10 protein-coding genes are annotated in these 13,571 nt (G+C 60.6%); all 10 read left to right on the forward strand.

All coding sequences use genetic code 11. The features are described 5' to 3' along the window. Positions 1 to 42 precede the first annotated feature (42 nt). The 10 genes from bamA to tilS all read left to right on the forward strand — a co-directional run bounded on the left by bamA (position 43) and on the right by tilS (position 13,486). Positions 43 to 2,430, forward strand: a complete 2,388-nt coding sequence (gene bamA, locus FBY02_RS03480) for an outer membrane protein assembly factor BamA (RefSeq protein WP_144923422.1) — start codon at positions 43 to 45, stop codon at positions 2,428 to 2,430. Between the two features lie 45 nt (positions 2,431 to 2,475). Further along, positions 2,476 to 2,979: an OmpH family outer membrane protein gene (locus tag FBY02_RS03485; RefSeq protein ID WP_024779019.1), complete on the forward strand. Its 504-nt coding sequence runs from the start codon at positions 2,476 to 2,478 to the stop codon at positions 2,977 to 2,979. Positions 2,980 to 2,982: 3 nt separating this feature from the next. Further along, on the forward strand, positions 2,983 to 4,038 hold the full coding sequence (lpxD, locus tag FBY02_RS03490; protein ID WP_144923425.1) for a UDP-3-O-(3-hydroxymyristoyl)glucosamine N-acyltransferase: 1,056 nt from the start codon (positions 2,983 to 2,985) through the stop codon (positions 4,036 to 4,038). 106 nt (positions 4,039 to 4,144) lie between these two features. Further along, positions 4,145 to 4,585: a 3-hydroxyacyl-ACP dehydratase FabZ gene (gene fabZ, locus FBY02_RS03495; protein ID WP_139647365.1), complete on the forward strand. Its 441-nt coding sequence runs from the start codon at positions 4,145 to 4,147 to the stop codon at positions 4,583 to 4,585. Further along, entirely contained in the window at positions 4,582 to 5,358 is a 777-nt protein-coding gene (gene lpxA, locus FBY02_RS03500; protein ID WP_144923428.1) for an acyl-ACP--UDP-N-acetylglucosamine O-acyltransferase, read from the forward strand. The genes fabZ and lpxA overlap by 4 nt, the downstream gene beginning before the upstream one ends. 2 nt (positions 5,359 to 5,360) lie before the next feature. Then, entirely contained in the window at positions 5,361 to 6,491 is a 1,131-nt protein-coding gene (lpxB, locus tag FBY02_RS03505; RefSeq protein ID WP_144923431.1) for a lipid-A-disaccharide synthase, read from the forward strand. Further along, positions 6,488 to 7,147 (forward strand): ribonuclease HII, encoded by a 660-nt coding sequence (gene rnhB, locus FBY02_RS03510; RefSeq protein WP_144923434.1) that lies wholly within the window; start codon positions 6,488 to 6,490, stop codon positions 7,145 to 7,147. Before lpxB ends, rnhB begins: the two co-directional genes overlap by 4 nt. Before the next feature lie 241 nt (positions 7,148 to 7,388). Beyond that, positions 7,389 to 10,910, forward strand: a complete 3,522-nt coding sequence (gene dnaE / locus FBY02_RS03520) for a DNA polymerase III subunit alpha (RefSeq protein WP_144923436.1) — start codon at positions 7,389 to 7,391, stop codon at positions 10,908 to 10,910. A 150-nt stretch (positions 10,911 to 11,060) separates the two neighbouring features. Beyond that, positions 11,061 to 12,008: an acetyl-CoA carboxylase carboxyltransferase subunit alpha gene (locus FBY02_RS03525; protein ID WP_144923440.1), complete on the forward strand. Its 948-nt coding sequence runs from the start codon at positions 11,061 to 11,063 to the stop codon at positions 12,006 to 12,008. Positions 12,009 to 12,160: 152 nt separating this feature from the next. After that, the gene (gene tilS, locus FBY02_RS03530; RefSeq protein ID WP_144923443.1) at positions 12,161 to 13,486 is read left to right on the forward strand and encodes a tRNA lysidine(34) synthetase TilS; all 1,326 of its coding nucleotides are present in this window, start codon (positions 12,161 to 12,163) and stop codon (positions 13,484 to 13,486) included. The last annotated feature ends 85 nt before the right edge of the window (positions 13,487 to 13,571 follow it).

Raw genomic sequence — 13,571 nt, forward strand, 5'->3', positions numbered from 1 at the left:
GCGGCAGTTTGTTTATTGCCAGTTGGAATAAGAAAGGACTTCATGAAACGTCTGCTGCTAACCGCGGTATTTACCGTGTTGATGATCGCCGAAGTTCACGCCGAGTCCTTCACTATCTCTGATATTCGTGTCAACGGCCTCCAGCGGGTTTCCGCAGGTAGCGTCTTTGGTGCCTTGCCGTTGAACGTCGGCGAGCAGGCGGATGATCGGCGCCTGGTGGAGTCCACTCGTGCGCTGTTCAAGACCGGTTTCTTTCAGGATATCCAGCTGGGCCGTGACGGTAACGTCCTGGTCATCACGGTCGTCGAACGGCCGTCGGTCGCCAGCATCGAGATCGAAGGCAACAAGGCGATCTCAACCGAAGACCTGATGAAAGGCCTCAAGCAATCCGGTCTGGCCGAAGGCGAGATCTTCCAGCGCGCGACCCTCGAAGGTGTGCGTAACGAGCTGCAGCGCCAGTACGTCGCCCAGGGTCGCTACTCGGCCACCGTCGACACCGAAGTGGTGCCGCAGCCGCGCAACCGTGTCGGCCTGAAGGTCAACATCAACGAAGGCACCGTGGCGGCCATCCAGCACATCAACGTGGTGGGCAACACGGTTTTCCCCGACGAAGACCTGATCGACCTGTTCGAACTCAAGACCACCAACTGGCTGTCGTTCTTCAAGAACGATGACAAGTACGCCCGTGAAAAACTCTCCGGTGACCTGGAGCGCCTGCGTTCCTACTACCTGGACCGCGGCTACATCAACATGGACATCGCTTCGACCCAGGTATCCATTACCCCGGACAAGAAGCACGTCTACATCACCGTCAACGTCAACGAAGGCGAGAAGTACACGGTTCGCGACGTCAAGCTCAGCGGTGACCTGAAGGTGCCTGAAGACCAGGTCAAGTCGTTGCTGCTGGTACAGAAAGGCCAGGTGTTCTCGCGCAAGTTGATGACCACCACGTCCGAGCTGATCACCCGTCGCCTGGGTAACGAAGGCTATACTTTTGCCAACGTCAACGGCGTGCCGCAGCCACACGATGAAGACCACACCGTCGACATCACCTTCGCCGTGGACCCGGGCAAGCGCGCCTATGTCAACCGTATCAACTTCCGGGGCAACACCAAGTCCGAGGACGAGGTGCTGCGCCGTGAAATGCGCCAGATGGAAGGTGGCTGGGCTTCGACCTACCTGATCGACCAATCCAAGACCCGTCTGGAGCGCCTCGGCTTCTTCAAGGAAGTCAACGTCGAGACACCGGCAGTGCCGGGCGTCGATGACCAGGTCGATGTGAACTACAGCGTCGAAGAGCAGGCTTCCGGCTCGATCACCGCCAGTGTCGGTTTTGCCCAGAGCGCCGGCCTGATTCTCGGTGGCTCGATCACCCAGAACAACTTCCTGGGTACCGGTAACAAAGTCAGCGTCGGCCTGACCCGCAGCGAATACCAGACCCGCTACAACTTCGGTTTCGTGGACCCCTACTGGACTGCCGACGGTGTGAGCCTGGGCTACAACGCCTTCTATCGCACCACCGACTATGACGAGCTCGACTCCGATATCTCCAGCTATGCGGTGGACAGCTACGGTGTCGGCGCCAACATCGGTTACCCGATCAGCGAGACCTCGCGCCTGACGTTCGGTCTGACTGCCCAGCAGGACAAGATCAACACCGGTAAATACACCGTCGACGAGATCTTCGACTTCGTCAAGAAAGAAGGCGACAGCTACCTGAACTTCAAGGCGTCTGCCGGCTGGTCCGAATCGACCCTGAACAAGGGCGTGCTGGCGACGCGTGGTCATTCCCAGAGCCTGGTCCTGGAAAGCACCATTCCTGGCAGCGACCTGTCGTTCTTCAAGCTCGATTATCGCGGCCAACTGTTCCAGCCGTTGACCGACACCTACACCATGCGCCTGCATACCGAGCTGGGTTATGGCGATGGGTATGGTTCGACCGACGGCCTGCCGTTCTATGAAAACTATTATGCCGGCGGCTTCAACTCGGTACGTGGCTTCAAGGACAGTACCCTTGGCCCGCGCAGTACGCCGAGCCGTGGCGCGGCCGTTACCGGTAACACAGGTACATTGGCGGACCCGGATCAGGATCCTCTGCCATTTGGTGGCAACGTACTGATCCAGGGTGGCGTTGAAGTCCTGTTCCCGATGCCATTCGTGAAGGATCAGCGCTCTCTGCGCACCTCGGTATTCTGGGACGTGGGTAACGTGTTTGATTCCAGTTGCGATAACACCACTAACACGAACGGTACTAATTCGAACGCCAAATGCAACGACATCAGCCTCAGCAACATGGCCAGTTCCGTTGGTGTAGGCGTGACGTGGGTGACCGCCCTCGGTCCTTTGAGCTTCGCGCTGGCGATGCCGATCAAGAAACCGGACGACGCTGAAACCCAAGTGTTCCAATTCTCCCTCGGCCAGACGTTCTAAGCGTCTGACCCAAGATAACGACAATGAATTTTGTAGGAGTACATCGTGCGTAAGTTGACTCAATTGGTTCTCCTGGCGACCGTACTGGTCGCAGGTCCGGCTTTTGCCGACATGAAGATCGCCGTACTGAACTATCAGATGGCCTTGCTGGAATCCGACGCGGCAAAGAAATACGCCGTGGACGCGGAGAAAAAGTTCGGCCCGCAACTGACCAAGCTCAAGAGCCTGGAAAGCAGTGCCAAAGGCATCCAGGATCGCCTGGTCGCCGGTGGCGACAAGATGGCCCAGGGCGAGCGTGAGCGCCTGGAGCTTGAGTTCAAGCAAAAGGCCCGTGACTTTCAGTTCCAGTCCAAGGAGCTGAACGAAGCGAAAGCCGTTGCCGACCGTGAAATGCTCAAGCAGCTCAAGCCGAAGCTCGACAGCGCCGTCGAAGAAGTCATCAAGAAAGGTGGTTTTGACCTGGTGTTCGAGCGTGGTGCAGTGATCGACGTCAAGCCTCAGTACGACATCACGCGCCAGGTCATCGAGCGCATGAATCAGCTGAAGTAATCCATGACAGCGACTATAAAACTCGGTCAGCTGGCCGAGTTCCTCGGAGCCACCTTGCGTGGCGACCCGGAGAAGGCAATCACTGGGCTAGCCACTTTACAAGAGGCTGGCCCAGCTCAGTTGAGCTTCCTGGCAAATCCTCAATATCGCAAGTACCTGGCTGATAGCCGGGCCGCCGCTTTGTTGCTCAAGGCTGCCGATGCCGAAGGTTTTGCCGGTGACGCCCTGATCGTGCCCGATCCCTATCTGGCGTATGCGCGGATTTCCCATCTGTTCGACCCCAAGCCCAAGGCGGCTGCCGGCATTCATCCCAGTGCGGTGATTGCGACGGATGCGGTGGTCGATCCGACGGCCAGCATCGGTCCTTTCGTGGTCATCGAGAGTGCGGCGCGGATCGGTGCCGGGGTCACGCTGGGTGCCCATTGTTTCGTCGGTGCCCGTAGTGAGATCGGCGAAGGTGGCTGGCTGGCTCCCCGGGTCACGCTGTATCACGATGTGCGCATCGGCAAACGGGTGGTGATCCAGTCCGGCGCGGTGCTGGGCGGTGAAGGATTCGGTTTCGCCAACGAGAAGGGCGTCTGGCAGAAGATTGCCCAGATTGGTGGCGTCACCGTCGGCGATGACGTGGAGATCGGCGTCAATACCGCCATCGACCGTGGCGCGCTGGCTGACACTGTCATCGGCAATGGCGTGAAATTGGACAACCAGATCCAGATCGCCCACAACGTCCAGGTCGGTGACCACACCGCCATGGCGGCCTGCGTGGGTATCTCCGGCAGCACCAGGATCGGCAAGCACTGCATGCTCGCCGGTGGCGTGGGGCTGGTGGGGCACATCGAGATCTGTGACAACGTTTTCCTGACCGGAATGACCATGGTGACCCACTCGATTACCGAGCCGGGTGCCTATTCTTCCGGTACGGCTATGCAGCCGGCGGCTGAATGGCGCAAGAGCGCGGCCCGTATTCGTCAGCTCGATGATATCGCGCGACGCCTGCGACAGCTGGAAAAGCGTGTAGGGGAAGTGACCCCTGACGGTAATGCTTCATCAGATGGCTGATACCATTTCCATATCAAGTGTGCACGGCCGCCAGGCTTCCTTGATTTGCTAGCGGAGCGCGCGTCTATCGCGCACCTCCCAATCTTTACATAGGCTTCCCCCCGAAATGATGGACATCAACGAGATTCGCGAATACCTGCCTCACCGTTACCCGTTCCTGCTTGTGGATCGGGTAGTGGAGCTGGATGTTGAGGGCAAGCGCATTCGCGCCTACAAGAATGTCAGCATCAACGAACCATTCTTCAATGGTCATTTCCCTGCGCACCCCATCATGCCCGGCGTGCTGATCATCGAGGCCATGGCTCAGGCTGCCGGGATCCTTGGATTCAAGATCATGGACGTGAAGCCCGCGGACGGCACGCTCTACTACTTCGTCGGGTCCGACAAGTTGCGTTTCCGCCAGCCGGTGACCCCGGGCGATCAGTTGATCCTCGAAGCCACGTTCATCAGTTGCAAGCGCCAGATCTGGAAGTTTGAATGCCAGGCTTCGGTCGACGGCAAGCCTGTCTGCTCTGCTGAAATCATTTGCGCGGAACGCAAGCTATGAGTTTGATTGACCCTCGCGCAATCATCGATCCGACGGCCGTCCTGGCCGACGACGTCGAGGTCGGCCCTTGGTCGATTATCGGCGCAGGTGTGGAAATCGGCGAGGGTACGGTGATCGGCCCGCATGTGGTGCTCAAGGGACCGACCCGGATCGGCCGGCATAATCGTATCTACCAGTTTTCTACGGTAGGCGAGGACACGCCCGATCTCAAATACAAGGGTGAAGAAACCCGCCTGGTCATCGGCGATCACAATGTGATCCGCGAAGGTGTGACGATTCACCGTGGCACCGTTCAGGATCGTTCCGAAACGACCCTGGGCGACCATAACCTGATCATGGCCTATGCCCACATCGGCCACGACAGCGTCATTGGCAACCATTGCATCCTGGTCAACAACACCGCGCTGGCGGGCCATGTCCACGTGGATGATTGGGCGATCCTGTCCGGCTTCACCCTGGTCCACCAGTACTGCCATATCGGTGCCCACAGCTTTTCCGGCATGGGCACCGCCATCGGCAAGGACGTCCCGGCGTATGTCACCGTGTTCGGTAATCCGGCCGAAGCCCGCAGCATGAACTTCGAAGGCATGCGTCGACGTGGTTTCAGCGAAGACGCGATCACCGCATTGCGTCGCGCCTATAAGGTTGTGTATCGCCAGGGGTTGACCATCGAACAGGCGCTTGTCGAGTTGGCCGAAGCATCGACCCAGTTCCCGGAAGTCGCGGTGTTCCGCGATTCCATCCAGTCTTCGACCCGCGGCATCACTCGCTGACCATGGGCCATTTGCGTGTTGCGCTGGTGGCGGGCGAAGCTTCCGGCGATATCCTGGGTGCAGGCCTGATGCGAGCGCTCAAGGTGCAGCATCCAGCGGTCGAGTTCATCGGCGTCGGCGGGCCATTGATGCAGGCTGAGGGGCTGACCTCCTATTTCCCGATGGAGCGCCTGTCGGTGATGGGGTTGGTGGAAGTGCTCGGTCGGCTGCGAGAGCTGCTGGCCCGGCGCAAGAAGCTGATTGCGACCCTCATTGACGAAAAACCGGATGTGTTTATCGGCATCGATGCGCCGGATTTCACCCTCAACATCGAACTCAAGTTGCGTCAGGCCGGGATCAAGACCGTGCACTACGTCAGTCCCTCGGTCTGGGCCTGGCGGCAGAAGCGCGTATTGAAGATTCGCGAAGGCTGCGACCTGATGCTGACGCTGCTGCCGTTCGAAGCCAGGTTCTATGAGGAGAAGGGTGTGCCGGTGCGGTTTGTCGGGCATACCCTGGCCGACACCATTCCCCTGGAAGCCGACCGCGAGGCTGCCCGCCAGGCGTTGGGTTTGCCCGACGGACCATTAGTGGCCTTGATGCCGGGCAGCCGGGGCGGCGAAGTGAGTCGCCTGGGCGGCTTGTTTTTCGATGCCGCCGAACGCCTCCGGGCGATGCGTCCCGGCGTGCGCTTTGTGTTGCCGTGTGCCAGTGCGCAGCGGCGTGAGCAGCTCGAAGCATTGCTGGCTGGCCGCGATTTGCCCGTCACGCTGCTCGACGGTCGCTCCCACCAGGCGTTGGCTGCGTGCGACGCAGTGTTGATTGCCTCCGGCACTGCTACCCTTGAAGCGTTACTGTACAAGCGCCCGATGGTGGTCGCCTATCGTCTGGCACCGCTGACGTTCTGGATCCTCAAGCGCATGGTCAAGAGCCCTTACATCTCCTTGCCGAACCTGCTGGCCCAGCGTTTGCTGGTGCCCGAGTTGCTGCAGGACGATGCAACCGCCGATGCATTGGCCAACACGCTGGCGCCGTTGATCGACGGTGGCCAGGAACAGACCCGGGGCTTTGATGAAATTCACCGCACGTTGCGTCGCGATGCCTCCAACCAGGCGGCAGACGCGGTACTGACCTTGATCGGTGCCAAGCCATGAAGCATTCGAAGCAGCAGATGGGCCTGGACTTCAACCTGGTCGCCGAAGTCGAAGAGCTGGTAGCGGGCGTCGATGAAGTGGGCCGCGGTCCATTGTGCGGCGCAGTGGTGACGGCAGCGGTGATTCTCGACCCGAAGCGGCCGATCCTGGGCCTCAACGATTCCAAGAAGCTCACCGAAGCCCGTCGCGAGAAGCTCTACGACGAAATCTGCGAGAAGGCCCTGAGCTGGTGCATCGCCCGGGCCGAGGTCGAAGAAATCGACGAGCTGAATATCCTGCACGCCACCATGCTCGCCATGCAGCGTGCGGTACAAGGCCTGCACATCATGCCGAAGCTGGCGATGATCGATGGCAATCGTTGCCCGAAACTGTCGATGCGCGCCGAGGCGGTGATCCAGGGCGATGCGAAGGTGCCGGCTATCGCGGCGGCATCGATCCTGGCCAAGGTCAGCCGTGACCGGGAGATGAGCGCCTTTGAACTGATTTACCCAGGCTATGGCATTGGTGGCCATAAGGGCTACCCGACGCCGGTGCATCTGGAAGCCTTGGCGCGACTGGGGCCAACACCGATCCATCGGCGCTCGTTCGCGCCGGTGCGGCTGGCTTATGAAGCCCGTGAAGGGATGATCATAAACAGTCAGTACCCTGTTTCTTAAGACGAACGCTGCTTTTGTGGCGAGGGGATTTATCCCCGCTGGACTGCGAAGCAGTCCCGAAGTCTGTCAGACATAACGGGTTATCAGGTTTCAGGGCCGCTTCGCGCCCCAGCGGGGATAAATCCCCTCACCACAAAAGCCGTGTTCGGATTTTCAAGGTCCGACACTCTTGGCTGATGTTTTGCCCAAGGCCCGGTACAATCCGGGCCTAGTTGTTTTCATGACTTAACGCAGGATCACTATGCCGGCTTCATTCGTTCATCTACGCCTGCACACTGAATATTCCCTGGTCGACGGTCTGGTGCGGATCAAGCCACTGGTCAAGACCCTGGTGGGCATGAACATGCCTGCCGTGGCGGTCACCGACCAGAACAACATGTGTTCGCTGGTCAAGTTCTACAAGACCGCCATGGGTGGCGGGATCAAACCGATCTGCGGTGCCGACCTGTGGTTGTCCAGCAAGGATCCGGACGCACCGTTGAGCCGTATCAGCCTGCTGGTGATGAACGCCGTGGGTTACCGCAACCTGACCGAGTTGATCTCCCGCGGCTTCATCGATGGCCAGCGCAACGGCTCGATCATCATCGAGCGCGAATGGGTGGTCGAGGCCAGCGAAGGCCTGATCATGCTGTCGGCGGCCAAGGAGGGTGAAATCGGCCTGGCCCTGCTCAGCGGCAACACCGAGGAAGCCGAGACGCTGGCCCGTGACTGGATGACGGTATTTCCGGACCGCTTCTACATCGAGGTGCAGCGTACCAATCGCCCCAATGACGAAGAACACCTGCATGCCGCCGTGGCGCTGGCCGACAAGATCGGCGCGCCACTGGTAGCGACCAACGATGTGCGCTTCATCAAACAGGAAGACTTCGAAGCCCACGAAACCCGCGTCTGCATCGGCGAGGGCCGGGCCCTCGATGACCCGCGCCGGCCAAAGAACTACAGCGACCAGCAATACCTCAAGAGCGCCGAGGAAATGGCCGAGTTGTTCAGCGACCTGCCCGAGGCGCTGGAAAACACCGTCGAGATCGCCAAGCGTTGCAATATCGAAGTGAAGCTGGGCAAGCACTTCCTGCCTAACTTCCCGATTCCCGATGGCATGACCATCGACGAATATTTCCGCAAGGTGTCGTTCGACGGCCTCGAAGAGCGCCTGAGCGTCCTGTTGCCCAAGGACACCACCCCAGATTACGAAGCCAGGCGCCAGGTGTATGTCGACCGGTTGAATTTCGAACTGGATATCATCATCCAGATGGGTTTTCCCGGTTACTTCCTGATCGTGATGGACTTCATCCAGTGGGCCAAGAACAACGGCGTGCCGGTGGGCCCTGGCCGTGGATCGGGTGCCGGGTCGCTGGTGGCCTACGTGCAGAAGATCACCGACCTCGACCCGTTGGAATATGACCTGCTGTTCGAACGTTTCCTCAACCCGGAACGGGTATCCATGCCCGACTTCGACGTCGACTTCTGCATGGACGGCCGCGACCGGGTCATTGACTACGTGGCGGAGAAATACGGCCGCAACGCGGTGAGCCAGATCATCACCTTCGGTTCCATGGCCGCCAAGGCGGTGGTGCGTGACGTGGCGCGGGTGCAGGGCAAGTCCTACGGCCTGGCGGATCGTCTGTCGAAGATGATTCCGTTCGAAGTCGGCATGACCCTGGAAAAAGCCTACGAGCAGGAAGAGATCCTGCGGGACTTCATCAAGGTCGACGAAGAGGCCGCGGAAATCTGGGAAATGGCCCGCAAGCTTGAAGGCGTGGTGCGTAACGTCGGCAAGCACGCCGGTGGCGTGGTCATCGCGCCGACCAAGCTGACCGACTTCTCGCCGATCTATTGCGATGAAGAGGGCGACGGCCTGGTCACCCAGTTCGACAAGGATGACGTCGAGGCGGCGGGCCTGGTGAAGTTCGACTTCCTCGGCCTGCGGACCCTGACCATCATCGACTGGGCGCTGAAAACCATCAACCGCGACCGCGCCAAGCTGGGCGAAGAGCCGCTGGACATTGCCTTCATCCCGCTGGACGACAAGCCGACCTACAGCCTGTTGCAGAAGGCCGAAACCACGGCAGTGTTCCAGCTTGAATCCCGGGGCATGAAGGAGCTGATCAAGAAGCTCAAGCCCGACTGCCTGGAAGACCTGATCGCACTGGTGGCCCTGTTCCGTCCGGGGCCGCTGCAATCGGGCATGGTGGATGACTTCATCAACCGTAAGCACGGTCGCGCCGAACTGGCGTATCCGCACCCGGATTATCAGTACGACGGCCTCAAGCCAGTGCTGGCGCCAACCTACGGCATCATCCTGTATCAGGAACAGGTGATGCAGATTGCCCAGGTGATGGCCGGCTACACCCTCGGCGGCGCGGACATGCTGCGTCGAGCCATGGGTAAGAAAAAGCCCGAGGAGATGGCCAAGCAGCGCGGCGGTTTCATCGAGGGCTGTGCGAACAACGGCATCGATGCGGACCTGGCCGGTAACATCTTCGACCTGGTGGAAAAATTCGCCGGCTACGGCTTCAACAAATCCCACTCTGCCGCCTATGGCCTGGTGTCGTACCAGACCGCGTGGTTGAAGGCTCATTATCCAGCGCCGTTCATGGCCGCCGTACTGTCGGCGGATATGCACAACACCGACAAGGTCGTGACCCTGATCGAAGAAGTGCGGACCATGAAGCTGCGCCTCGACGCACCGGACGTGAACGCTTCGGAGTTCAAGTTCACGGTGAACGACGAGGGCCGCATCATTTATGGCCTGGGCGCGATCAAGGGCGTGGGTGAGGGGCCGGTAGAAGCCATCACCGAGGCACGCCAGGATGGACCGTTCAAGGACTTGTTCGATTTCTGTGCCCGGGTCGACCTCAAGCGTATCAACAAGCGCACCCTCGATGGCTTGATCCGCAGCGGCGCACTGGACCGACTGGGTCCTTACTTCCATGACGAACCCAAGGCCTACCAGGCCAACATCGACCGCAACCGCGCGGTGTTGCTGGCGGCCATGGAAGAAGCGATCAAGGCCGCCGAACAGACCGCCCGCACCCATGACAGCGGCCACGCCGACCTGTTTGGCGGCCTGTTCGTCGAAGAAGACGCTGATGTCTACGGCAACCATCGCAAGGCCAAGGAGCTGACCCTCAAGGAGCGCCTCAAAGGCGAGAAAGACACCCTGGGGCTGTACCTCACCGGCCACCCGATCGATGAATACGAAGGTGAAATCCGCCGCTTCGCCCGCCAGCGCATCATCGACCTGAAGCCGGCTCGGGATACGCAAACCGTCGCCGGGATGATCATCGCCCTGCGGGTGATGAAAAACAAAAAGGGCGACAAGATGGGCTTCATCACCCTCGACGACCGTTCCGGGCGCATCGAGGCGTCGTTGTTTGCCGATGCGTTCCACTCGGCGCAGTCGCTGTTGCAGACCGACGCGATGGTGGTGGTGGAAGGCGAGGTCAGCAACGATGACTTCTCCGGTGGCCTCAGGCTGCGGGTCAAGCGGGTGATGAGCATGGAAGATGCCCGGACCAACCTCGCCGAGAGCCTGCGCCTGAAGTTGCAGACCCAGGACCTCAAGGGCGACCAGCTACGCTGGCTGGGCGAGTTGTTCAAGCGCCATCGCGGTGCTTGTCCGATCACCATGGAGTACGTGCGCCCCGACGCCAAGGCCGTGCTGCAGTTCGGCGAGGGCTGGCGGATCGATCCGGCGGATGCGTTGATTCAAGCCTTGCGTGACCAGTTCGGCAAAGACAACGTCTTCCTCCAATACCGTTGACGGCCAGGGGCCACTCCTGGACTTGGAGTGTCCCTGACCGCGACCCGAATTTTTAATCTCGACCTGAACGCGCCTCTCCCTTAAGGTAGGGCGCGAATAGACAACCGGCCGGCCCAAGCTTTCTTGGACGTCGACCCAAGACGGACGCCTATGAACCCGAATTTTCTAGATTTCGAACAGCCGATCGCCGACCTGCAAGCCAAGATCGAAGAGTTGCGCTTGGTCGGTAATGACAATTCGCTGAATATCGGCGATGAGATCTCTCGTCTGCAGGACAAGAGCCGTACGCTGACCGAAGACATCTTCGGCAAGCTGACCAGCTGGCAGATCGCGCGCCTGGCGCGTCATCCGCGTCGTCCATACACCCTGGACTACATCGATCACATCTTCACCGAGTTCGACGAGCTGCACGGCGACCGTCACTTCTCCGATGATGCCGCGATCGTCGGCGGTGTCGCCCGCCTGGACGACCAGCCGGTGATGGTCATCGGTCACCAGAAGGGCCGCGAAGTGCGCGAGAAAGTCCGCCGCAACTTCGGTATGCCGCGTCCGGAAGGCTACCGCAAGGCGTGCCGCCTGATGGAGATGGCCGAGCGCTTCAAGATGCCGATCCTGACCTTCATCGACACCCCGGGCGCCTACCCGGGCATCGACGCCGAAGAGCGCAACCAGAGCGAAGCGATTGCCTGGAACCTGCGGGTCATGGCACGGCTGAAAACCCCGATCATCGCCACCGTCATCGGTGAAGGCGGTTCCGGTGGTGCGTTGGCCATCGGCGTCTGCGACCAGTTGAACATGCTGCAGTATTCCACCTACGCGGTGATCTCGCCGGAAGGCTGCGCCTCGATCCTGTGGAAAACCGCCGAGAAGGCGCCGGACGCCGCGGAAGCCATGGGTATCACCGCCGAGCGTCTCAAAGGCCTGGGGATCGTGGACAAAGTGATCAACGAACCCGTGGGCGGTGCCCACCGTGATCCGGTCGCGGCTGCCGCGCTGATCCGAGCAGAGCTGAGTTCGCAATTGTCGATGCTGAAGAAGTTCGACAACGACGCGCTGCTGGCCCGTCGCTACGAGCGGTTGATGAGCTACGGTCTCTGATCTGACCAAGCTTCCAGCAGTTGTGTGGGGAGCCAGTGTGGGAGCGGGCTTGCTCGCGAAAGCGGTTTAACATTCAACCCATGTGTTGACTGATTCACCGCCTTCGCGAGCAAGCCCGCTCCCACATTTGATTTGTGCCAAGGCTGAAACCCATGAACACAAGCATCGACCTGCCAACCCGGCTCCTCACACAGCTATCTCCCTGGCGCAACGCCATCACCTGGCGCATCGCCTTCTCCGGCGGCCTCGACTCCACCGTCCTGTTGCACCTGCTCGCGACCCTTTCGCAACACCACGCCTTGCCCGCGCTGAGTGCGATCCATGTGCATCACGGCCTTCAGGCAGCGGCCGAGGCGTGGCCGGATCATTGCCGTTCGGTCTGCGCGACCCTTGGCGTACCGCTGGACGTGGTGAATGTACAAGTGCGTCCTGGCGCCAGCATCGAGCGTGCCGCTCGGGAGGCGCGTTATGGCGCGTTCGTGGCGGCCACCCATGGCAATGAAGTGCTGCTCACCGCCCAGCACCGTGATGATCAGGCCGAAACCTTGTTGTTTCGCCTGCTGCGGGGGGCAGGGGTGAGGGGCTTGGCGGCGATGCCACGGCAGCGGCCTTTGGGACTGGGGCATCTGCTGCGGCCCTTGCTCGAGGTATCCCGTACCGAGCTGGAAACTTATGCGACGCAACAGGGCTTGAGCTGGATCGACGACCCGTCCAACGATGATCACCGGTACGCGCGCAACTACCTGCGCCAGCGGGTTTTTCCTGCGCTGGCCGGGCACTGGCCGCAAGCCTCGGCAACCCTGGCCCGAAGTGCTGCGCATATGGGCGAAGCCCAAGGCTTGCTGGACGATTTGGCGCGGATCGACTTGGCCCAGGCCGTGACGCCGGATGCGTTCGACTGGCTTGGGCTGCAATCGCTGGTGCTGGCGCCGTTGCGGGCGTTGTCACCGGCCCGTCAGCGCAACGCGTTGAGCCACTGGCTGGCACCGCTGACCCTGCTGCCCGACAGCGATCACTGGGTGGGCTGGGACTCGTTGCGCGATGCCGCGGACGGTGCCCGGCCAATCTGGCGCCTGGCCGGCGGCGAGTTGCACCGGGCCGCCGGGCGGGTCTGGTGGTTATCCGACCACTGGCTATGTTCGCCGCCAGGCCCCGTCGACTGGGCGGATCCGGCGCTGCCGCTGCGCTTGCCGGGCAACGGTCGGTTGGCGCTTATCGGCCAGCCGCCTGCGGGGGCGTTTAGCGTGCGCTATCGTCAAGGCGGCGAGGTGCTGGCGTTAGCGGGTCGTGGCCATCGTGATCTCAAGCGTTTGCTCAATGAAAAGGGCGTGCCGGCGTTCGTTCGCGGCCGATTGCCGCTGCTCTATCAAGGCGAGCAATTGCTGGCGGTGGCCAACCTGGCCGGGCTTGATGCACAAGCGGATGGCAGTTGGCGATTGATCTGGACGCCAGGAAACCAAGATCTGGGTTTGAGCTGAAAGGGGCTTTCCGGTAGACTACGCTCCCTTCTTGATACAACTTCTGTGGATTCGCCTGAATTGCAGGAGTTGCCGATTACCAAGC

This window comes from Pseudomonas sp. SJZ078 (assembly GCF_007828255.1).
Lineage (GTDB): Bacteria > Pseudomonadota > Gammaproteobacteria > Pseudomonadales > Pseudomonadaceae > Aquipseudomonas.

Excerpts from the sequence above, each read along its gene's own strand:
- FBY02_RS03525 (WP_144923440.1), top strand. The coding sequence starts at position 11,061 with ATGAACCCGAATTTTCTAGATTTCGAACAGCCGATCGCCGACCTGCAA.
- tilS (WP_144923443.1), top strand. The coding sequence starts at position 12,161 with ATGAACACAAGCATCGACCTGCCAACCCGGCTCCTCACACAGCTATCT.
- bamA (WP_144923422.1), top strand. The coding sequence starts at position 43 with ATGAAACGTCTGCTGCTAACCGCGGTATTTACCGTGTTGATGATCGCC.
- fabZ (WP_139647365.1), top strand. The coding sequence starts at position 4,145 with ATGATGGACATCAACGAGATTCGCGAATACCTGCCTCACCGTTACCCG.
- dnaE (WP_144923436.1), top strand. The coding sequence starts at position 7,389 with ATGCCGGCTTCATTCGTTCATCTACGCCTGCACACTGAATATTCCCTG.
- lpxA (WP_144923428.1), top strand. The coding sequence starts at position 4,582 with ATGAGTTTGATTGACCCTCGCGCAATCATCGATCCGACGGCCGTCCTG.
- rnhB (WP_144923434.1), top strand. The coding sequence starts at position 6,488 with ATGAAGCATTCGAAGCAGCAGATGGGCCTGGACTTCAACCTGGTCGCC.
- lpxB (WP_144923431.1), top strand. The coding sequence starts at position 5,361 with ATGGGCCATTTGCGTGTTGCGCTGGTGGCGGGCGAAGCTTCCGGCGAT.
- lpxD (WP_144923425.1), top strand. The coding sequence starts at position 2,983 with ATGACAGCGACTATAAAACTCGGTCAGCTGGCCGAGTTCCTCGGAGCC.